The 22,748-nt window shown below is 38.0% G+C and carries 17 protein-coding genes and 3 tRNA genes; 5 read left to right on the top strand and 15 right to left on the bottom strand.

What is annotated here, in order from left to right:
- Positions 1-221: 221 nt before the first annotated feature.
- From EHQ70_RS13500 to sppA, 7 genes are all read right to left on the bottom strand, one after another.
- Positions 222-293: transfer RNA gene (locus tag EHQ70_RS13500), tRNA-His, on the bottom strand.
- 16 nt (positions 294-309) lie between these two features.
- Positions 310-383: transfer RNA gene (locus EHQ70_RS13505), tRNA-Arg, on the bottom strand.
- A 17-nt stretch (positions 384-400) separates the two neighbouring features.
- A tRNA-Pro gene (locus tag EHQ70_RS13510) sits at positions 401-472 on the bottom strand.
- Positions 473-531: 59 nt separating this feature from the next.
- Positions 532-1,203 (bottom strand): tetratricopeptide repeat protein, encoded by a 672-nt coding sequence (locus EHQ70_RS13515; RefSeq protein WP_135587245.1) that lies wholly within the window; start codon positions 1,201-1,203, stop codon positions 532-534.
- Between the two features lie 5 nt (positions 1,204-1,208).
- Entirely contained in the window at positions 1,209-1,949 is a 741-nt protein-coding gene (gene surE, locus EHQ70_RS13520) for a 5'/3'-nucleotidase SurE (RefSeq protein WP_135587247.1), read from the bottom strand.
- Position 1,950: 1 nt separating this feature from the next.
- A complete protein-coding gene (locus EHQ70_RS13525) occupies positions 1,951-2,559 on the bottom strand; it encodes a hypothetical protein (protein ID WP_135587249.1) in 609 nt (202 codons plus the stop codon).
- Positions 2,556-3,521 carry a signal peptide peptidase SppA gene (sppA, locus tag EHQ70_RS13530; protein ID WP_135587251.1) on the bottom strand — a complete coding sequence of 322 codons (966 nt, stop codon included), beginning with the start codon at positions 3,519-3,521 and terminating at the stop codon, positions 2,556-2,558. Before sppA ends, EHQ70_RS13525 begins: the two co-directional genes overlap by 4 nt.
- A gap of 173 nt (positions 3,522-3,694) precedes the next feature.
- Here sppA and EHQ70_RS13535 point away from each other — a divergent pair, with 173 nt between their 5' ends.
- Together EHQ70_RS13535 and EHQ70_RS13540 are read left to right on the top strand one after the other, a co-directional pair.
- Entirely contained in the window at positions 3,695-4,213 is a 519-nt protein-coding gene (locus tag EHQ70_RS13535) for an LIC10415 family protein (protein ID WP_135587254.1), read from the top strand.
- Positions 4,214-5,584 (top strand): APC family permease, encoded by a 1,371-nt coding sequence (locus EHQ70_RS13540; protein WP_135587256.1) that lies wholly within the window; start codon positions 4,214-4,216, stop codon positions 5,582-5,584.
- 12 nt (positions 5,585-5,596) lie between these two features.
- Here the strand turns inward: EHQ70_RS13540 and EHQ70_RS13545 are convergent, their stop codons facing one another.
- Together EHQ70_RS13545 and EHQ70_RS13550 are read right to left on the bottom strand one after the other, a co-directional pair.
- A complete protein-coding gene (locus EHQ70_RS13545; protein WP_135587257.1) occupies positions 5,597-7,069 on the bottom strand; it encodes a potassium/proton antiporter in 1,473 nt (490 codons plus the stop codon).
- A gap of 27 nt (positions 7,070-7,096) precedes the next feature.
- Positions 7,097-7,492 (bottom strand): hypothetical protein, encoded by a 396-nt coding sequence (locus tag EHQ70_RS13550; protein ID WP_135587259.1) that lies wholly within the window; start codon positions 7,490-7,492, stop codon positions 7,097-7,099.
- A gap of 80 nt (positions 7,493-7,572) precedes the next feature.
- Between EHQ70_RS13550 and bcp the strand changes: the two genes are divergently transcribed.
- Positions 7,573-8,046, top strand: coding sequence for a thioredoxin-dependent thiol peroxidase (gene bcp / locus EHQ70_RS13555; RefSeq protein ID WP_135587261.1), 474 nt, complete (start codon positions 7,573-7,575; stop codon positions 8,044-8,046).
- Positions 8,043-9,521, top strand: a complete 1,479-nt coding sequence (locus tag EHQ70_RS13560; RefSeq protein ID WP_135587263.1) for a leucyl aminopeptidase — start codon at positions 8,043-8,045, stop codon at positions 9,519-9,521. Before bcp ends, EHQ70_RS13560 begins: the two co-directional genes overlap by 4 nt.
- Positions 9,522-9,598: 77 nt before the next feature.
- Here EHQ70_RS13560 and EHQ70_RS13565 read toward each other — a convergent pair whose 3' ends face one another.
- The 3 genes from EHQ70_RS13565 to EHQ70_RS13575 form a co-directional block, all read right to left on the bottom strand.
- The gene (locus EHQ70_RS13565; RefSeq protein WP_135587265.1) at positions 9,599-10,816 is read right to left on the bottom strand and encodes an MFS transporter; all 1,218 of its coding nucleotides are present in this window, start codon (positions 10,814-10,816) and stop codon (positions 9,599-9,601) included.
- Positions 10,817-10,896: 80 nt separating this feature from the next.
- Entirely contained in the window at positions 10,897-13,461 is a 2,565-nt protein-coding gene (locus tag EHQ70_RS13570) for a SpoIIE family protein phosphatase (RefSeq protein ID WP_135587267.1), read from the bottom strand.
- The gene (locus tag EHQ70_RS13575) at positions 13,458-15,059 is read right to left on the bottom strand and encodes a Ppx/GppA phosphatase family protein (RefSeq protein ID WP_135587269.1); all 1,602 of its coding nucleotides are present in this window, start codon (positions 15,057-15,059) and stop codon (positions 13,458-13,460) included. The genes EHQ70_RS13570 and EHQ70_RS13575 overlap by 4 nt, the downstream gene beginning before the upstream one ends.
- Before the next feature lie 144 nt (positions 15,060-15,203).
- On the opposite strand from EHQ70_RS13575, the gene EHQ70_RS13580 reads away from it, so the two are divergent.
- A complete protein-coding gene (locus EHQ70_RS13580) occupies positions 15,204-16,226 on the top strand; it encodes a rod shape-determining protein (protein WP_002972591.1) in 1,023 nt (340 codons plus the stop codon).
- Positions 16,227-16,823: 597 nt separating this feature from the next.
- Here EHQ70_RS13580 and EHQ70_RS13585 read toward each other — a convergent pair.
- From EHQ70_RS13585 to EHQ70_RS13595, 3 genes are all read right to left on the bottom strand, one after another.
- The gene (locus tag EHQ70_RS13585; protein ID WP_135587271.1) at positions 16,824-18,005 is read right to left on the bottom strand and encodes an EAL domain-containing response regulator; all 1,182 of its coding nucleotides are present in this window, start codon (positions 18,003-18,005) and stop codon (positions 16,824-16,826) included.
- Positions 17,998-21,636 (bottom strand): PAS domain S-box protein, encoded by a 3,639-nt coding sequence (locus EHQ70_RS13590; RefSeq protein ID WP_135587273.1) that lies wholly within the window; start codon positions 21,634-21,636, stop codon positions 17,998-18,000. The genes EHQ70_RS13585 and EHQ70_RS13590 overlap by 8 nt, the downstream gene beginning before the upstream one ends.
- Positions 21,637-21,817: 181 nt before the next feature.
- The gene (locus EHQ70_RS13595; RefSeq protein ID WP_135587275.1) at positions 21,818-22,507 is read right to left on the bottom strand and encodes a DUF1554 domain-containing protein; all 690 of its coding nucleotides are present in this window, start codon (positions 22,505-22,507) and stop codon (positions 21,818-21,820) included.
- Positions 22,508-22,748 lie beyond the last annotated feature (241 nt).

Consider the following 22,748-nt stretch of genomic DNA (forward strand, 5'->3'; position numbering starts at 1 on the left):
GGCCCTCCGTGGCCAGAGCTCTCGCACGCATACATCCATGTATGCTGTTCGGCGCCCTAGGCATGTTGAAGAAAGTATTAACGCTGAATGGGAAATAATAAGTGGAAGGTGTCTTGCCCAATTGACTACTCGAACTCTATCGCAAAATCGTTCGAATCCTAAGCGTTTGGTTTCTAATGTAAGTTTGTTTGGAATTTGAATCGCCGAAGGCGATTTAGGTGGGTGGATGACGGGATTCGAACCCGCGACGACTGGTACCACAAACCAGGGCTCTACCGCTGAACTACATCCACCATTTCTATATCGTTTTGACCCGGGAGGGATTCGAACCCCCGACCAACTGCTTAGAAGGCAGTTGCTCTATCCAGCTGAGCTACCGGGTCGGATAGAACCAACTGATTCGGGATGACAGGATTTGAACCTGCGACCCTCTGTACCCAAAACAGATGCGCTACCACTGCGCTACATCCCGAGAAAGTCCTTGAATCACCAGTGTTTTTGGTTAAGGGACTGTGTCAACAAAAGGGAGATTTATTTCTTTAGGTTCTTGAGTCTTTCTAGGAGAACGGGATGGTTTGGATTCTTTTGTAGAGCCTTGCGGTAGGCCTTCCATGCTTCTTCAGGTTTACCTATGGTTTGTAGGAAGTATCCAAAAGAATCCAGATAGGCCGGATTGTTTGGATCCATTTCCAATGCTTTTTTCAATGATCTGATGGCTTCCGAACGTTCTTCGGCAGTTGTTTTTTTCTTTAAAGCCAAAAGGTAACCAAGTGAGTTCAAACTGTTTTTATAATCGGGAGTGTGCCTTAGAATCCTTCGATGAATATCGATGGCCTCTTCCAACCGATGAGTGTATTCATACACATGGGCCAAAAAAGAAAGAAGTTTGGCATCGTCCACCGCCACTTGCAACCTTTCTTTGATGATAGATTCAGCTGTTTCCCAATCCTTTAGTTCCACAAGAGCAAACACTTTCAGACGGTACACATTATCGAGTTCGATAAAACCTGGGTATTCGCTGAGGATACGATCCAAAACCTGAATCGATTTTTTGAAATTTTTGGTCTGAAAACAACACAAAGCAAAATTATATAAAAGGACGGGGTCTTCGGGATTTTGGAGTAAGGCCTGATCCAAAAGATTCAGTGCCATGGCATAATTGCCCTTGTTCATGTATCCGAGGTAGTCTGTTTCTTCTGCCATGGGTTCTACTTAGATTGTAATTCCATAAGTCGTTTTTTTTCTGTTAGATCCAATTGGATGGGGGTGACGGGAAGTTTTCCTTGGTAATAGGCTTCAAAGTCAGTTCCCGTTTCTTCGTCGTGTCCAAGCAAACTCCCGTTTAACTGGAATTCGCTCACACCTTCGATGATTTGTTTTTTTTCATATTTTTCGGAGTAACGACGGCGGCCCAGTCTCGTAAATACGATTTCGTTTAAATTGCCAGAACCACCGATTTCAGGAGGAAAGTTTAAATTCCAAACTTCACCAGGTTCGATCTGCGATTTGTATTTCGAAAGAAATGATAAAACAAGTTCTGCTTCTTTTTCGTAATCATCCTCTGGATCAATCCTACCAGAACTTACAGCAAGAGAAGGAATTCCATGAAGGGCACCGTGTTTCGCCGCACCTACTGTTCCTGAATAATGGACGTCATAACCCATATTCACACCACGGTTGATCCCAGAGATCACGAAGTCAATTTTTGGAAAGATCTCTGCATACAAACCAATGTTCACACAATCCGCAGGAAATCCATCCGCGATGTAATGATTGTCGTTGATCCGTTCGACTCGCATTCCTTGGAACACTGTCAGCGCCATGGAAGTGACAGAACGTTCTTTTAAAGGAGCAATGAGATAAGTGTTATAAGATTTACCAAGGACTCGTTCCAAAGCTTTGATTCCGGCGGAAGAAATTCCGTCGTCATTTGTGATGAGTAAATTCAAACTAAAAACCGCCTGAAATCGATTGGAGGATATTGGTTGCTGTATACAAATTCATTAAAAAAGGAAATAGAATCGTTAATCCCAATGCATAAAATGAAAATCGAAGAGAGTCACGATTTCGTAATTCATAAATGGATTTAAGTCCACGAGAAAGAGCCAGACTATAAAGAAATACAAATGTTAAAAGTAAAAAGAATCCTGATCCAAGTCCTGAAAGTCCGACAGCGTGAAAAACAATACTAACAGGGGCAAATAACAAAAACAATACGACTGAATGTCTAGAAAATAGCAGTAAAAACAATAATTTTTGTGATCTTCCTTTCTTTTGTACATAATAGTCAGCTACCAATGCATAAAAAAAAGGGAAAAAACGAAACATAAACAAGTTTGCTATAAATCCAAAAAACAAAAATGATAAAGTGGAAATAGTATAAGGTGCAGAAAGAATACTCATCCCCACTGACAAAGATAATGCGGCCAAAATAGAAAACATCCAACTTGAAACTGGGCTTATTGCAAAAGGAATTTCTTGGATCTCCTCCGAATAACGAAGTGGATCCAAAAATACTAATTCTAATACATCAACTAAGTCGAAGAAAAAATCTCTCATAACATCAATTTCCCAAGTGCAGTTGGTAAAATCACCAAAACTTGTGATTGGATGAGTGACCTGATTTTAGATACATGAGTATTGTCTCCAAAAAAAGTCACACCCAATGAATGTAAAAATCGATCAAAAGGTGATACCTCTTGTTCAAAAAGTGGAATGAGGCCATCGTATTGGCAAAGTTCAGAAAGTTTTTTATGAGCTTCCCTTCTCCCTCCGATGTCATCCACAAGTTTGTTACGAAATGCATCTTCACCAGAATAAATTTTACCTTCAGCTAATTCTTCGATGGACTTAACGGTTTTGTTTCTTCCTTTAGCAACATCTTCAACAAACTTACGATAGGTGTCTTGTAACTGTTTGCCAATCATATCATCTTCTTCATTGGTAGAATCGCGAAAAGGGGAATACATATCTTTGTATTTCCCTGCCTTGTAGGTGCGCACTCCCACCCCATAACGATCTAGAAGTCCCTTTACGTTGGGGGCAAAGGAAATCACTCCAATGGATCCCGTAATGGTTCCGTTTTGTGCAAAGATATAATCCGACGCGGCTGCGATATAATAACCACCAGAAGCGGCGACATCTTTCATACTCACCACAATCTTCTTGGTTTTACGCAAATGGAGGAGTTCGTTGAAAATCTCTTGGGAAGCGGCTACCGTTCCGCCTGGTGAGTTGATCTCAAGAAGGATTCCTTTGACATTCCCGTCCTCTTCCAGTTCGCGTAATTGGCGTAAAACGGAGTCAGCACCTGTGGAATCAAAAGTAGATTCTCCGGAGTGGATCTCACCTACGATCGGTATGACGACGGCACCGATTTCACTGGCTTGAAAAAGACCACCACCGGTTCCACTAGAGAAACGGGCCAGGCTCGAACCTGATACCAAAATGGCAATTCCGAGAATTGTGGCAATGGTGGAGAACAAAAAGGAGAGAAAGAGAAGAAATTGGTTTCTTTCCATAAACTCCCACAAGCAAAACCTTGCAAAAACTTGAGTCAACTTTAATAATTCTTTACTTTTTTTAGAAAAAGTTTATTTTCCTTGTACAGGCTAACCGAAAATTAGACTGGTAGTCATAGGATTTATGCCCAGGCACCGCCGAGACATAAGGCCTTTACCAAGGAAGGTAGGACATGGATGTTCGTCTCAATCGTCTCCTCAACTCAGCAGAAAAATTAATCCAGGACAAAAAGGACACCAAAGATGTCGTTTCTGGAAAGACAGGAGCCACAGTACAAAAATCAGAAGAAAAATCTGACTTTGTTGTTAGCCTTCCTGTCCAGTACCATAATATCCAATCACGACTCACAGAGTTGCAAAAACAACTTTCTAAGGAACAATCAAGGATTGGTCTTTTGGAAGATTCCACACAAGAAGAAGACAAACTCAAAGAACTTCTTTTTGAAGGGGAACCACTATTTCCAGAGTTAGGTGATAGTAAAAAAACCAAACCTGAAATTTTAGAAAACAGCAAAGGGAATATTTCAAGCCTACTTGCTGAACTAAAGAAAAAGGAAGTAGAAAGCGAAAATATCTTTTCTCTTGGAATGATGTTAAGCCCAGAAGAATTCAAAGGTAAAATCGGAACCTTGTCTGCTTCTACTATGAAACCAATTTCTGAAACTATGGTGAAACGACTACTCGGCGGTTAATTGGAATTAAAACGTTCCCTCAATACTTTTGATTCCATCTCCGTCCTGTTTTCTTCCATGGTGGGGTCGGGAATTTTTTTCACTTCTGGATATTTAATCAAAGAAACAGGAAATCTTTGGGTTGTCCTACTCTGCTGGATTGTCGGCGGAATTTTAGCTCTCTCCGGCTCTATCACTTATGCTTATGCAGCAAGACTCCTTCCTTTTGCGGGTGGAGATTACGTTTATCTAAAGGTTGCTTATTCACCTGCCATTGCATTTATGAGTGGTTGGTCTTCTTTACTTACTAATTTCTCTGCCTGTGTATCAGTGCTTGCTCTTGCATTCGGAAAATATATACAAATTTTATTTCCGGGACTTCCTTTTTGGGAATCACCAACCTACACCTTACTTGGGTTAGATTTACAAATCAGCTCTATCACTTTTATCGGTGTTTTGCCTATTTTGTTTTTTAGTGGCCTCAACTACTTTGGAATCAAATCAGCAGTTCGAGTGCAAAACGTATTTGCTGTCTTAAAAATTACCGGATTACTTCTCTTTTTGGTACTTGGATTCTCCATTGGAAATACCAATTGGTCTTATTTATTCAACTCTCCTTTTCCCAATCTTTTGGAACTTTCTTTTTACTCCAAAGTTTTGATTGGAATTGTTCCTGTATCATTCTCTTATTTGGGATGGAATATGATTACCTACATTGCTGAGGAAGTCAAAGATCCCGAAAAAACCATTGTTCGTTCTGCGATCACGGCTTGTTTTCTCGTGGCTGGATTGTATTTTGCCATCAACTTACTTTTTGTAATTTCCGCTCCCATCGAAGAATTAGCGGGCCAAGACGGGATTGGAGCTATCGCCTTTCAAAAGTTATTTGGTATCAATTATTCAATCCTCACAACTAGTTTCATTGCTTGGGTGATTTTGGGATCTATGTCGGCGATTCTCATTGGAGGAAGTCGAGTGTATTTTGCGATGGCAAGAGATGGAGTTTTCCTTCCCTCTTTTTCCAAAATCCATCCCAAATGGCATAGCCCTTATGTTTCTATTTTTTTTCAGGCCTTTGTTGCGATTCTCTTTTTATTAGTGAAAGAAATCGAAGCGCTCCTCTATATGATCACTTGTTCGATTCTGATTTTGTCATGTCTAACAGCAGCAACACCCTTTCGATTTGAAAGGATGGGTATGAAATCAGATTACAAAATTCCTTTTTATCCTTTGCCAATCATTCTTTATATTTTGGCTAATATTGCTGTGATGACCATTCTCTTTATTGAAAAGCCAGTGACGGCAGGATGGGGGTTAATGATCACTCTCATCGCCCTTCCTGTTTATTACGGATTTCGGTTAGATAAAAAACTGGCCAAAGTTAAGAAATAACAACAACCAAGTCTAAGCAATAGCCATAAACGTTCTGCCGATGGCCGGCATTACATCATCTTTTGCTAAAACCCAAACCACATCCCCGCCTTTTACTTGAGTGTTACCGGAAGGAATCAAAAATTGTTCCCCCCTTGCAATGAGTAAGATATGAGATTGTTCGGGTAATTTAATTTCAAACAAAGCTTTGTCCACAATACTAGAGTTATACGGAACAATGATTTCCTGTAAGGTCATTCCAGGGAATTCGATGTTGTCGAAGTCTGTCGGACGATAGATTTTACGATCTGGATCCTTTTTTAATATTCCTAACCATTGGGCCACTTTGGGAATGAGAGAACCTTGGATGAGAAGAGAAACAAGAACCACAAAGAATACAATATGAAAGAGTAAATCACCCCAAACCAATCCTTGGGCAATCGGAAATGTTGCCAGAATGATCGGCGAAGCACCACGTAACCCCACCCAAGAAATAAACAATTTTTCTTTGACCGGTAAATTCACACGTAAGAGCGAAAGAAATACTGCCACTGGTCTTGCAAAAAGAATGAGTAATACCCCAATGAGTAGTCCTGGAACCCAAATGTTTACCATCCGAGAAGGATAAACGAGAAGTCCAAAACAAAGAAACATACCTATTTGTAAGATCCAAACATAACCATTCAAAAAACGAAAGATAGATTTTTTATGAATGAATTTGTTACGACCAACAATGATCCCCGCAATGTAAACTGCCAAAAATCCATTCCCTTGGAACACCGTAGTCACTGCGTAAATAAAAGGAACTGAAGCAGTAATAAAAACTAAATAAAGACCATCATACCCTAGTTTGACGGAATTCATAAGATATAGAATAAGGATACCTAAACTATATCCCATCATAGATCCCACAAGGACTTGCATGGTAAAAAAACGAAAAAATTGGAACCCGCTAAAACTTGCATCTGCAGAGATTAAGTTCATAAAGATGGTAGTGAGGAGTACCCCCACTGCATCGTTGGAACCAGATTCGAACTCGATGATTTTTCTTAGGTGAACAGGAAGGTCAGAAGAATCTGTTTTAAAAATATTAAAAACAGAAGCTGCATCGGTTGCACTCACAATCGAACCGAGTAAAAATGACTCCATAAAACCAAGTACAGGAAATAAATAATGAATGAGTACACCTAAAATCAGAGCTGTTAGGATGGTTCCGATGATAGACAAACGAATCCCAACCGATAGAAAGTTCTTTAAGCTATCCCATTCACTTTCCAATCCACCCAAAAACAAAATATAAATCAGGGCAAAAATTCCAATCGACTGCGCCAAACCATAATCACTAAAATCAATTCTTCCTGGTCCATCAGCACCAGCTAACATACCAAAGGTTAAAAAGATAAGTAAGATAGGAAATCCAAAACGGAAAAAAAGTTTACTCGATAAAATAGAAAATAAGATAAGAGTAGAAATAACAAGGGATTGTAAGGTAAAACTGTCTATCATGTTTATTTCTTAGACGATCCGAATGGATTATCGTTTAGAAGAAAGTATCTCTAAGGCCTTAGCTTTTAGGATAGGATGTACAACAAAATCATCTGGGTTTAATGGACGAGAGTCGGTAGATCTAGTGGACTCCATTTGGTTCGCAGCTGCGGGAAGTTTCCACTTGTCACGCCCGAGCCAAACAGAAAGTGCATAGACCATTCGTTGGAAAATTTCGTCCACTTTGTCCTGTCGACCTGCTTTTTTGTAGTAACCAAAGGCCAACATGGGAAGTTTCCGATCGTACATAAAATGATCACCTAGACGAATGAGGCCGTCTTTGTAATCCGTTTTGAGGAAGAGCTCTCGCGCTTTACGGATATCGCCTGCGTTGAAGGCAGTATTTGCCTCGCGAATCAGTGATGCTCTTTCCTTGGAGTCCATACAAAGAGTATCGAACCAAATTCCGAAATTGACAACTGAAAATTGTCTAAAAGAATGCATATTTACCAGGAGAGAAATTTATGTTGGAAGTAGGAAAAAAAGCCCCCAATTTTACAAGTGTCAACCAAAATGGCGAAAAAGTAAAACTCGCAGACCTAACAGGAAAAAATGGAATCGTTGTCTATTTTTATCCCCGAGACATGACACCGGGATGTACAACAGAAGCTTGTGACTTTCGGGACAATTTTGCACGGCTCAAAAAATTTGGATTTAATGTAGTGGGAATCTCCAAAGACAATCCTAAATCTCATACCAAGTTCATTGAAAAACAAGAGCTTAATTTTGATCTTATCTCAGATGAATCGGGCGAAATCTGTGAAGCCTATGGAGTTTGGAGAGAAAAAGTTTTTATGGGAAGAAGAGGAATGGGGATTGTAAGGTCCAGCTTCCTTCTGGACAGTTCTCTCAAAATCAAAAAAATCTATGACAGCGTGAAGGTAAAAGGACACGTTGAAGAAATCATCAAAGACATTCAGGAAATCCAAGGGAAATGAAAATAGAAATCTCTCCACTCCAAATCCAAATCGGTGCCCCAAAATCCGGCTCTTATTATAAACTCATTCCTATCTTCCAAGAAGATGTAAAAGAAGAACTTGGGAAAAAATTCCCGTTACAACTTGAAACCAAAGTTTTTTCTGGAGAGCTCGGAAAAGAATTTCGAGATGAATCAGAACAAACCATTTATCTTGGATTAGGTGAAAAAGAAAAATTAAACTTTAGAAAGTTTATTTCCCATTTTTTTAAATATGGAGAAAAAATTCTAAGTTATGATGGAATGGGTCTTGAGATCATCATCTCCAAATCCCTGTCTAAAAAGTTTTCTGCTGATCGTATCGCATACCAAATTGCCAACACTCTTTTTATCGGAAGTTATCCTGTTTCTGTTTTACAAACAAAGAAAAAAGAAAAAAAGAAAGTGGGAGCGGTGTATCTAAAGTTCGAGGATAAATCAGTGACTAGTCTTGCAGAATCGGGACTAACAAAAAGTAAAATCGTCGCCAAACACGTCAATGGTGCTCGTCATATTGCACATCTTCCTGCAAACTACTTTACACCTGATGATTTTGTTTCTCGTTCCAAAGAAATTGCAAAAGAATACAAACTCTCCATCAAAGTATGGGACGAACCTCAATTGAAAAAAGAAGGTCTCGGTGGAATCTTAGCAGTGGCTCGTGGATCGGAACTTCAAGGGAAGATGGTGATTTTGGAATACAAACCGGCCAAAGCCAAAAAGAAATTTGCCATTGTAGGAAAAGGATTAACCTTTGATACCGGCGGAATATCTTTAAAACCTCCCGGCGAAATGCATGAAATGAAATACGATATGTGCGGAGCAGCAGCCACCATACACGCGATTGGTGCTATTGCCGCATTAGAACTTCCGATTCATATAGTTGCTGCGATTGGTGTGGCAGAAAATATGCCAGACGGAAAGGCCATCAAACCGGGTGATGTGTATACGGCATACAATGGAACCACTGTAGAAGTACAAAACACAGATGCAGAAGGTAGGCTTGTGTTAGGTGATGTCTTATCCTATGTTTCGAAAAACTACAAACCTGATTATATGGTAGATTTAGCAACACTCACAGGAGCGGTTATCATTGCACTTGGTCATGAAGCAGCAGCAATCCTAACAAACTCAAATCCACTCCGTGAGGCACTCTTTACCGCATCGGAAGCATCGGATGATCGTGTTTGGGAACTTCCTCTTTGGGAAGAGTATGGTGAGGATTTAAAATCAGACATTGCTGATCTTAAAAACATCACTGGTGGCGGAAAAGGTGCAGGAACCATCTCTGCAGGAATTTTTCTTTCTAAGTTTGTGGATGAGTCCATAGACTGGGCACATATTGATATTGCAGGTGCGGCTTGGAGAAAGAAAAAATCGGGAACCCAATTCAGTGGGCCAACTGGCTACGGTGTGCGTTTGTTGGTTGATTTAGCAAAAGAACTTTCGAAGAAATAAATCGCTAAGTTAAGCATAAACAAAAACGGCGGGTGCATTGAATCCCCGCCACTCAATCAAATCATACAAATGGTGATTTATTTTCCGTGTTTGCTAAGAATAATTTTGTTCACATTGTACATTAGGGCTACCGTAATTAAAACTGCTAATGCAACCACATAACCTAATGTTTCATACCCTTCCAAATAACCACTAGAAGTTTGTACAACGATAAGGCCTGCCACAGAGGCGGCAATTCCACCGGATATCTGTTGGACCGAAGAACTGATAGCCATAAAGGCACCTCGATCATGTAAGTCCGGAACGGCAGAAGTCATGGCGCTAGCAGAAATCATACGTGCCGAAACAAATACAAACAAAATCGAATTCACAAAAATAACAATCGGTAGCGGTGTGATCTGCATTTGTGTGTAGTAAATAATGACTATGATCGTAAGGATTGAAGCAATTACAAACATCCTATATTTACCTATAGAGTCGCTAAGTCTACCCATGATGGGACCACCAAATATAGATACGATCCCCGTAATCATATAAACTAGTGGCAGATCTTCTAATCTCACTCCAAGATTATGAACAGAGAATGCAGAACCAAAAGGCATAAGCATAAATCCACCTGTAGCTAGTAAGGTGGTAGCGATAAAAGCAGGAAAATACTTAGGTTCTGCAAGTGTTTTCACTAAATGCAAAAAAGCATGTCTTTCTATTTTATTATCAAGATGGGTAGTGACAGGTTTTAAATAAAAGAAAATAACAAACCCTACGATTCCACTCACACCAGCAATCATCAAAAACGCAGATTGCCATCCCCAAAGATTGGAAATAAAAATTCCAATGGGAAGTCCAAACACTTGGCTCGCTGCAAAGGCAGTCATAATAATTCCCATAACTCTACCCCTTACTTGAAGAGGAAACAAATCAGCAACAATGGCAAATGATATAGAAGAAAGGACCCCGGCAAAGATACCAGTCAAGATACGAGCGCCTAGTAAAAAGAAGTAATTAATTGCGATTCCACATAAAAAGGTAGCGAATACAAATCCGACGTAAAAAAATAATAACATCTTTTTGCGATCGAAACGATCAGCAAAACCTGCGGCAAGAATTCCAGTAATCCCGGCACTAAAGGCATAGGCGGATACTACAAATCCAAACTGCTGTGTTGAAATTTGTAATTCTTTCATGACCATAACTCCCAGAGGAGATAGGATCATAAAATCAAGGACAACTGTGAATTGTAAAAAAGCAAGAATGCCCACAACGAAGACATGATATTTAGAAAACTTAAATTCCATCTTTATTCCTATTTCCTTTTTGATTCTAACCAAACATCCTTCAATCTAAATTCAAATGAAGAACTTCATTATCAACTCATCTATTTACCAAAACTTTCTTTCAGTTTCAAATACTGAGGATTTTCAGGAGCAATGGCTCCGAGTCTGAAAAGAATCTTTTTTGCCCTTTCTTCATTTTTTTGAAGCCGGTACGATTCTATCAAATTGATAAGATTACGAACGTGTTTTGGGTCGCGAGCACGTAACCTCTCTCCAATATCTACTGCCTTACGAATGTTTTTTGATTTGCGGTAGGCATAACTCAATTGCAAAAGAATTTCATTGTCTGTAACAAAAAATGGAAAAATCGATTCTAAAGATTCTACTGCTGAATCAAATCTTTTTAGTAAAAGAGAAATTCGTGACTTTTCCCTTAGGAGATTGATTCGCACATCATCTTCCAGATTTTGATTAGTTAACATTCGTTCTATGGTTTTATAAGTTTCCTCTGCATTTCCAGATTCCAATACAGATTGGACTTCGGAATATAAAAAATGGTTTGAACCAATCGAAGAAAGTGTGGAAGATTCATATCTTTTTGTATTACCTCGCCACTCTAGACGTAAAAGTGTCAAATCATCTGAAAAACTTCCGATGGATTGGAGGTTTTGGACAATCTGTTCGATGGCACCTTCTGAGTCGGTTACAACCTGCAGAAACTTAGTTTCATCCTCGTTCATCACGCGACTGCCATCTGTCCCACTTTCCAAAATCAAATCATCGCGACCATCCGAGCCAATAAAAATGACATCTCCTTGTTCCAAAACAAAAACTCTGACCCGCACATCTCCTGCCATTCCTTTAGTTCCTATCTTACGAAGTTCCAATTCATCTTCGATAAAAGATGCAACCCCATCCCTATACAAAACTGTCCAAGGATGTTCAGCATTGAGATAATAAAGAACCCCTGTTTCCTCTTCCACAAGTCCAAGGACAACAGACACAAGCATTGACCCATCAAAGGATTCGAAGATTGTTTGGAGTTCATAAAAACATTCTTTGATCCAACGTTCGGGTGATTTCGACTGACTTTCCAAAACCACTTGTGTTCGTTTGATAAAAGATAAAAAAACAACACCTAACACGAGAGCGCCACCGGCACCTTGAATGGATTTACCCATCGCATCCCCGTTGATAAAAACGAAATATTTTTTACCATTGAGAACAATATCATCACAAATGATCAGGTCACCTCCGATCTCTTTTGTTTTTCCTTTGAACTCAAATTCCTTTTTTTGTTTGGTATACGATTGGATTCCAATCATTTCTGAATGTGACTTTTTGGAATCATTCAATGGATCAAGTAATAATGAGGTTAAAAAATAATCTCCATCTTGTTGGATTTTTAATTCCTGAACACGAGTGAGAGTTTCTTGTAACTCGTTTGTCCTTTCCACAACCTTCCTTTCTAAGTTGGCGTTCAGCTCTTCTACTTGTTTATGAACTCGTAAAAAGCGATTTGCCAAAACAACAGCAATCCCCAACACAAAAAAGAGAAATCCAAATCGAGATAAATTTAAATTTTGGATGGGGATGATTCCAGAAGCACCTAAAATATCCCAAATGGCAGTAAACATCAAAAAGAAAATACCAACTAACAATCTCTTTGCGTCTTTGTTGTTTTTCATTAGCGCACGAATGGTGATATAAAACAAAACTACACTAAAGGCTAACACCGATCCCTGCCAAACACGCAAAAGCATAACGGAACTTGCTCTGTTGACAAAAATTTGAACAATGGCCAGTGCGATACTAAAAACAAGATATGCTTTTGTGATAGGGCTAATTCGTTTGCGAAAAAAAGTATCAACGAATGACAACAACCAGGGCGGGGTTAGAAAAACGACAAAGTATTCCATTTTGGTAGTCGTAAACGGATCCAAATCCCAACGATAGATAGATTGGGATCTAAAATACATATAAACAGATAGAAATACAGCAAATAAGGCAAAGTATAGATTGTATTTTTCGTTTCTCCGTTTCCAATAAAACAAAGCATGATATATCCCAACAAAAAAATATAAAAACAATAACATAAATGTTATATACTCATCTTCTATTTTCTGCAAATTCGAATAACTATCGATAGATGATCCAAAATCATTAAAAACTTTATAATAATTCAGTTCTTCACCTGGTTCAGACGCCAGAAGAATCCGAATTTCGTTTTTCCCCACTCGCAACAAATTCCGAGAAAGTTTGATGAGAATATTTCTTTTGTAACCACTTCGAATAATATGGTTATTTTCAATAACTCCACTAACACTTACGATTTCGCCATTTATGTACACTTTGTACACATTAGAAAGATAAGGAATGTGTAAGGCAAAGCTATCCGATTCCGTTTCTTTAAAGTCAATTTCAGATAACAAAAACGGTTTTACCATTGTGATTTGTTGTAATTGTCCTTCAGGAAAATCCAATTGGGATTTGATGGACGCAAGTGGCAAAGACTCCAAAGGAATCCATCCGGATCCGACGGGGATCTCAGACTCCCACAAACCTTTTTTAACATTCCAATTTTTTGTCAGATCCACTGGCAAAGCCCAAAGAGAAATGGGAAATAAAAGGAAAAGGAAATAGTAAAATCTTAAATGGAATTTCATAAAGTAAAGGTCTGGAACTCTAAAGAAAGACCATAGGTTTCTTCAAAAAGATCTTTTTTCTCCGCAACAGACCAAATTTCTAAATTGGGATCTGCTCCTTTGGGATGATACAACCTACAAAGAACCTTTCCTTGTTCTACCACTGCATCAAGCCTTTCTATAATAGATTTTTCGGATCGGTCTAGCCCATCCCCAATGCGTAGAAAGGCCGCCAATTTTTTGACAAGAAGTTGGTCATCAGGCCTCAGCGCCTTAAACTCTTCATGTTTCCCTTTGGGCCCACCCTTTCTATGATAACGAGCAATCAGAGCGATGATTTCAATTTCTGCATTGGAAAAACCCACCATAGCCTCTGAATTCCGAATGATATAATAACTATGTTTGTGGTAGTTGTGATGAGAAATACAAAGTCCGACTTGGTGCAAATAACAAGCTGTTTCCAGATAGTCTCGTTCCAAATTACCAAGACCATGTAAATCCTTCAAATCATCAAACATCTGCAAGGTGATCTTAGCAACAGCTTCTGCATGTCTTTTTCCTTGGGGATAAAGATTGGCTACGGTTTTGATGGCTTTTTCACGAATATTGTCTAGAGGTGGCAGCGAAGAATCTTTATGGCGAAACCAGGATTCGATTGTATCATAAACAATCCCTTCCCGAAGGGCAAACTCACTCACAGTAAAAGAAGGAGCCTTGATCCTTTGTAAAACTTCATCTAAAACCAAAACCCCACCGACGATGATATCCCCTCTTTTGGCATCAAGCCCTGGAATTTTAAGCCTTTTTTTCAAACTATCAGCATCTAACACCTGCTTACGTGCTTCTTTAAACTGATCAATTGTAATTTCTGTTCCGTTCAATCTGTCCCTTTTTTCCATCTTTTTTTCCAAAACAATGGAGGTCACAGAGGTGATCGTTCCCGAACTTCCCACAACCATAAAAGGTTTCCAAGTTTCAATCTGAGGTAAAAAGGCAGATAAAACCGACTCAATATGAATCCTACACTTTTGGATGTCCGTTGGACTTATGGGATCTTTTTTAAGATACTTTTCCGTCAACCGAATGGCACCAAGTTTCAAACTGGTGGAAAATAGAATCTCTCCCTTTTCACCCACAAGAAGTTCTGTACTCCCTCCTCCAATATCAATGAGTAAGATTCGTTTGTCAAAAACCGGTAGACCTTGTAAAATTCCGAGGTAAATCAGCCTTGCTTCCTCGTTTCCAGAAACCACTTGGATTTTGATGCCTGTTTCCTTCTCGGCTCTGTCTAGAAATACTTGGCGGTTCTCTGCTTCCCGTAGGGCACTTGTGGCAACGGCTCGAATTTCCGCGTGATAAGAATCCGCAAGAGTGCGAAACCGTTTGAGACAAGCAAGTCCCCTCTCCATCGCATCGTCCTGGATGACCGCATAATCACTGCTACCGCTCCCGAGTCTTACCGATTCCTTTTCCTTTGTCAGATATTCGAGTGTACCATCCGGTCTTAGTTTTACGACAACGATGTGGAAAGAATTTGTGCCCAAATCAATGGCAGCGAGTATCTTTTCCGTGCGAAATGCGGAATTGGGTTTTCTTAAAATTTGTGAGAAAGGAAGCATTTTGTTTGTAACTAGCCTAACGAAAATTTTTACGGTTGAAAGCAAAAACCAGCCGAAAATTATGGGGAACGGGTAGAATTCTATTGTTTTGGTGTGAACCCACCGTAAATTCCCCCTTTCGTACTTCTTTCACCAGGATCTGATATGATATTTGATAACCTCTATGGACTTTTCTCGAACGATATGGGAATCGATTTGGGAACCGCGAACACCCTCGTGCATGTGAAAGGGCAAGGAATTGTCTTATCAGAACCGTCGGTCGTGGCAGTCCAGGCCTCTACTGGCCGAGTCCTCGCAGTGGGACAAGAAGCAAAACGAATGCTAGGAAGAACTCCTGGTGACATCGTTGCCATCCGCCCTATGAAAGACGGGGTGATTGCTGACTTCGAAACTGTAGAAAAGATGATTCGTTACTTCATCGCCAAAGTCCACAACCGCACTACATTTGTAAAACCGCGCATCGTCATCGGAGTTCCTTCTGGGATTACCGAAGTAGAAAGACGTGCCGTTCGTGAGTCTGCTGAACAAGCAGGGGCTCGCGAAATCTTCCTCATCGAAGAAGCTCTCGCAGCGGCGATTGGCGCCAATATCCCGATCCATGAACCAGCAGGAAACATGATCGTTGATATCGGAGGGGGAACCACAGAAATCGCTGTGATCTCTCTTGGTGGTATGGTGATTGCTGAGTCCATCCGAACTGGTGGTGACGAATTTGATGAAGCCATTGTGAAATACCTTCGTAACCAATACAACCTAGTCGTTGGAGAAAGAACTGCTGAGGACATCAAACTCACTATCGGAAATGCATTCGCAGACAAACGTGTGGATACAATGGAAGTAAAAGGTCGTGACGCTATTTCTGGTCTTCCGCGCACTCTCGAACTTGATTCTAACGAAATCCGTAAAGCCCTGAAAGAACCAACAGACGAAATCCTAGACGGAATCAAATCGGTTCTCGAGCGCACTCCTCCAGAACTTGCGGCCGACATCGTAGAACGAGGAATCGTTCTCACAGGTGGTGGTTGCCTGCTTCGTGGACTTGAACACTACCTCACAAAAGAAACAGGAGTTCCGGTATTCCGTGCTGAAAACCCACTGACTTGTGTGGTTCTTGGAACAGGACGATACCTGGATGAACTGAAATACATTAAGCCGGGAATCCGATAAACTTCGGATAGATAGTTTGGTGAGAGAAAGGGAACGAAAGTTCCCTTTTTTTTGCCCAAAACTGATCGCATAGTTGGAGCCTTCGAGGATGAAGGTGGCTATACGCAATACGATTAGTCGCACTAATTCACGGTGCTAAACGAAATGCGTTTATCCGCGCAGAGATAGCGAATATACGAATCACATATATAAGTTTCAATTTCTTTGGGGCGCACATTTCCGGCTCTTCGCTCCAATCTTTGCGTGTGCAAAGGATTTCCGCTTCGATCCGGGGCGCGGGGATCCCTACTTTAAAAAGGAAGGTTTACTAGCAAAGTACATAGATTTCCCAGACCATATATTTTCCGACCTAATTGCAAAACCTTTCGTGGTATCTCCAATTCCCTATCAATTTTACATTCCATATTATTCTTGTTTGAGTGTGATATTTAAATCACCTGAAGTTACTTCCACAGAATAAACGTTTGGCATTTGCCATGATTGCCTGAATGTAGGATTCAATTATACAGTTTTCCAGTTTACTCATCTTTTTCAAAACCACTAATTTCTACAAAATATATACAATCAAGAAATTGAGAATTTATACATCCAATTGAACTAAAAAGAAAATGAATTTAAATAATCAATGATAGCATTTTCAGGCATTGGAATGCTAAAATGATATCCTTGCCCAATATCAACGTCAATACCTAGTAATACATCTCTCATTTCTTTATTTTCAATACCTTCTGCTACAACTTCTATATTTAATTTATGAGCCAAGGATACAGTTGATTCAATAATATATTTTGCCTTAGAATCTTTTAACAAATCAAATACAAACGATTTATCAATTTTTAATTCATTAAAAGGAGCTTTTGATAGTTGTTCAAGTGATGAGTATCCTGTTCCAAAGTCATCAATGGAAAGGCGAAACCCTTTCATTGACAATCGAGTTAAAATTTCTAAACTTTTTGGATTATTTCCAATATCACCTGTTTCGATCAATTCTATAACCACTTGGCTTGGATCAATTTTATACTTATTTGCTAAAGAAATTAGATGTTCGGGCATCGCAGTATCTACTAAATCTGAAATACTAATATTTATCGAAACTCTCTTGTTATAACCCAAGCTGATTAATTTTCCGAAAAAAGAAAATGATTCATGAATAATATATTCAGTAAGTTCCGCAATCAAACCAAAAGATTCTATTAAATTCAAAAATTGATCGGGAAAAATCAATCCGTATTTAGGATGATTTAGTCTGACCAAAGCCTCAAAACCAATCACAGTTTTATTTTTAAGATCAACCTGAGGCTGATAAAATAATATAAAATATCGTTCACGAATTGATTCCAGGAAAAAATCTTTCGAATATTTAATTTCAACACTTGGATTCTTTACTTTTACTTTATATTTTTGATTATAATTAGTTATCAAATCTATAATACTGTTGATAGAAAAAGGTTTTCCTATACTTCCAATAATTTTTAATCCGTAAGCTTTGGCGACTCTCTCTGCACTTAACAAAACATTTGAACTATGGCCACTCATAAGAATAATATGTGCTTCTGACTTTAGTTCACCTAGATACCTTAAAATTTCTATTCCATCAGTATTTGGCATAAATAAATCTAAAATTAACAAATCAACACTTGAATCATAGGATTTGAATAACTCTTTAGAATCACATATTTTATGAATCATTTGAAAACCAACTTCCTCAAGAATTGGCTCAATGATTTCAACAATTTCGATTTCGTCGTCAACGATATAGGCTTTGTTATATTTAATCAAGCAAGAGCTCCTTGATCTTTTTTTTTAAAGAATCAAATTGAAAAGGCTTTTCAATAAATGAATATTGTTGTATTTCCAATACATCTCCTTCATGTAAATGCCCAGGAAATCCAGAAGAAAGAAGAATTTTGATTTCAGGATACCTTTCTCTAATTAATCGCGCAAGATCAATGCCATTTAATTTACCCGGCATCAGTATATCAGTGATCACTAAGTCCACCTTACTTCTTGATTCCAAAATTTGAATTGCTAAATCCACGTTTAATGCTGTCTTAATTTTGAAACCCAATTCAGAAATAAAGGTTGAACAGATTTGTAATATAGAAGGCTCATCATCAACAATTAGTATATTAAATTTAGATGCAACCTCTGGTAAAATTTCTACGTCTGTAATTTCATCTTTGTCAGAATATTTTTCTAATTTCTCTCTAAGTGGAAAATACAATTTAAAACAAGTTCCTTTTTCTGGCTCAGAATATAAATGTATAAATCCTCCCGATTGTTTAACAAATCCATAAGTTAACGATAAACCCAATCCAGTACCTTTATCCTTTTGTTTTGTAGTAAAAAAAGGCTCAAAAACTTTTTCTTGTAAATGAAAAGGAATGCCTTTGCCATTATCAATAATGGCCAATTCAGCAAACTCACTTCCTTCTGAAACATTCTTCTTTTCATCATTAAATAGATAAATATCTTTCGTAAACGAAGTCCTAATGGTCAAACTTCCAGAATTGCTCATCGCATCACGAGCATTAATTGCTAAATTTAAAATGACATTTTCTAGTTCAGATACATCTACATTGATATATAATGGTTGTTCGTGTAATTCAAGATTAAGTTCAATTTGTTTACCAATCACTTGATAAATTAGATCCTTCATATCTAGGACAGAAGCATTTAAATCAACCCTTTCGAGAGAAACAATTTGTTTTCTGGCAAAAGCTAATAATTTTTTGGTAATTGAGGTTCCACGACCAACAGCGCGCAGAGATGCATCAATTTTACTTTTTAAAGAATGATCTTTATCAGGTATTTTTCTAGAGATTAGCTCTAGGTTTCCAAGCAAGATGGCGAGTATATTATTAAAGTCATGTGCGATACCACCAGAAATCTGACCTAATGATTCTAATTTTTGAGACTGTCTAAGATGTGCTTCTATCGATTTTCGTGAAGTTAAATCTTTGATCACAGCTGTAAAATAAGGTTCATTTAAATATTTTGATCTGGTAATTGAAAGATCTACAGGGAATGTTTCTCCATTTTTATTGAATGCCTTTACTTCTCGGCTCAACCCAGTGAACTGAGAAATTTCTAATTTCAAATTTTCATACAAAAAAAATTCTTTTTCTTCATCTTCAACATCCCCTTTCAATAACAGTATATTATGATTCATCAATTCAAACTGTTCATATCCGAAAGTATTTTTAACAGATGAATTAACATATTTTATTAATCCAAATTTATCAAAACTTAAAATAGTATCCTCAATATTGTCCAAAATACTATTTAACTTTGATTCATTTTCGATTAAGGCGATTTGAATTATCTTTTTATCTGTTACGTCTCTCGAAAGCATTACGAATAATGGATGGTCTATTGCATTTCTCGATTTTTTTTTGGCTACAGAAAGCTCAAACCATTTAATTTCACCGTTAACAACTAACTCCATTTCTGCTCCAGTGGAAAAACCCTTTTCATTTGCCTCTTTAAGACAAGAAAGGACAATTTTTGCAGCAGGCAATGGTAAAACATCCGAAACAAGTTTGTCTAAAAACAGGTCAGGTGATAACGCTAATAAATTATCTTTACTTGTTCTAAAATTAATGTACCTACCTGTTAAATCAAACTCAAAGAGCAAATCTGGTAATGTATTTAGAATGCTTTCAAGTTCTTCATTAATAAATCTCAAAGCTTGTTCCGATTGTCGTTCTTTTGTAATATCCCGAGTAATCATTGCAAGACCTATTAGCTCATTTTCATTCGTATATACAGGGGTTAATATTACATTAGCATAAAATTCCAAGCCGTCAGCTCGCACTAAAGTTCCCTCGTTTTCAACACGTTCACCTTTACTTGCTTTCTCAATCAATTGAGTTGGCAATCCCAATGCAATGTCTTCCGGAGCGTAAAAAATTGACATTGATTTACCAATGACATCTTCTGCTTTGTATCCTTTTAAATTTTGAGCGCCATCATTCCATATTAATACTTTTCCTTCTATATCCAGCATTATAATTGCATAATCTCTCACATTTTGTGTTAGCAATCGAAATCTTTCTTCACTTTCTTGCAGGCGCGCATAACTTTCTTGTAGGTTATTTTGAAATTCTTTTCTTTTCGCAACTTCTTCTTGCAGCCGCAATGCTTGGGTGGATAATTCTAATTGGTATTTTTTTTGTTCTGTAATTTCTGTTCTGATCGAAATAAATTGCGAAACATTCCCTTCCAAATCTAGTATTGGAATAATAGTACTATTCACCCAATAAAAAGTACCATCCTTCGCTTTGTTTTGAATATCACCTCGCCATACTTTTTTATTTTTAATTGTAAACCATAGGTTCTGAAAAAAAGACTTATCATGATAACCGGAGTTAATGATTCTGTGATCATTTCCTATTAATTCTGAAGCAAGGTATTTCGAAACGTCACAAAATTTCTCATTAACATATGTTATGCTACCTTTTGGATCGGCAATAGATACGAGAGCATGTTCATCTAAAGCCACTTTAAAACTTCTCAGTAAGTGATTGGAAATTTCTGCTCTTTTCTTTGCTTCAATTAGTTTCTGATCGACTTCCATTCTAGAAGTAATATTCTGAGCAACAATTAAGATGGCATTTTTTCCTTCAAAATTTGTTTCACTTCTTAGTATCTCAACTTGTATATTTTGTCCATTTTGCTTTTTATGAGAAAAAATACCTATATTTGCCATTCCTTCATAATTTTGAATTAGTGATTCCTTCATTCGATTCAATTCTGTTATATCATCAGGAATAATATCTAAGATAGTCATCTTAGAAAAGTCGTTCTGTGTGAATCCGTATAGATCAGAAAACGCCTGGTTAACCGAAAGAAATTTTAAGGTATTCCGGTCAAAAATGGAAATAGGCATTAAGTTTGATTCATAAATATTTCTATATTTTTCTTCACTTTGTTTTATTTGTATCTGATTTTGCAGAAGCATTTCATTAGTTGCCTGCATTTTTTCATAAGATGAATCTAATTCATTACGTTGGTTTTTAATATTTTCCTTAGCATTAAAAAGTTTTAATGCCATTTTAATCGAGGCATCTAAAACTGTAAGACTTGAAGATTTAACAACATAACCATAATTTGTTATGTTTTCCGTTTTTTCGACGATTGCTCTTTCTGTATGGGAAGAAAAGAATAATAGGGGCAAATTGTATTGCTGTTGGATGAGTTCTGACAATTTAATGCCATCAATGCCAGTACCTAGATCAATATCCATTAAAACCAAATCGATAACTTCGTCTGATTTTAAAATTTCGAGAGCAGCTTCACCTGAATTTACGTATACAATCGCATAACCATATTCTTCCAATTGACGGGAAATCAATTTTGCCCAAAGTGGATCATCCTCAACATAAAGAATTTTCTTTGAAGGATTCAAAAAACTAGCTTCCGTAAACTTTTATTTTTAGAAAAATTAAAAATCTAGGCAACTAATTTCTTGATAAAAACTACTTTCACTCCACCAAATTCGTGTAAAATGTGAATCAGATAACATGGGTTTTAGTAAAGAACACTGTTTCTGATAAGACAACTGAAAATTTATTATGTCGCAAATCTAATTATTGTTCTACGCAAAGTAAATTATTTAAGGTCCCACCGCTTCCATAAGCGGATGTGATCGCAATCGAACGACTATCATTCCAACTGGTAACTCCATAGGTTCCGCAGTTTCCAGAAACACTATCCACCCAAGAAGAACAGGTATGTGTTATATCTGTCTGCCAATCCCAGTTTGGATTATTTTTAATACCTGTCCAGATTCCCGTTGGGGAAGAAATTAAACTCGTTAAGTTACTGGTCAATACACCATTTGTATCCGATATGAAGACAACAGTGCTTGTATTTAAAGCCTGCACATAGCTAGTATTTGGTGCCAATACCCAATCGATTTGTTCCGTAACTCCGCCAGATGTGCAGTTCACACTTGTACAAGCTCTTCGATTGATATCATCCACGATCAATGCTTTATATGTACCAGTAATCGGTTTGTTCGTATCAGAGGAACATTTGTTATCGGCACCTATGATACCTCCCAGATTGGCATCATAGCCCGTTGCTGTAACGTAGATTCGACAAGGCGAGCATGTTGGAATACGTGCCACACTCGAACCTGAAGAATTTGATTTTGGCATAACCAATTGTAAAATTCCGCACTTACTGGAGACGTCACCCGAATTGCAAAGCGCAGCGGGTTTACAATTAAGGAAACACAAAAGGCTAAGGCAAAAAAATGCTATTTTGATTCGCATAAGTTTAACTATCAAATTTCTATATTAGCATAGTTGTATTTTTTGTCCTCCTAGGACGGGAATCCGGAGTTCCAGAAATTTAGCATTTACTTAGGTTTTTGGTGCCGTCGCCACCAATATTTGCGGCAAAAAACCTCTATCCGATTCTCTTATCTAAGGAACTAGGATACAGTCAAAGGCATGGGGAAAAACAAGAAGTTTGGAAAAAATTATCTGATAAAAGTTAGTCGATATCTGACAA

This window comes from Leptospira congkakensis, assembly GCF_004770265.1.
Lineage (GTDB): Bacteria > Spirochaetota > Leptospiria > Leptospirales > Leptospiraceae > Leptospira_A > Leptospira_A congkakensis.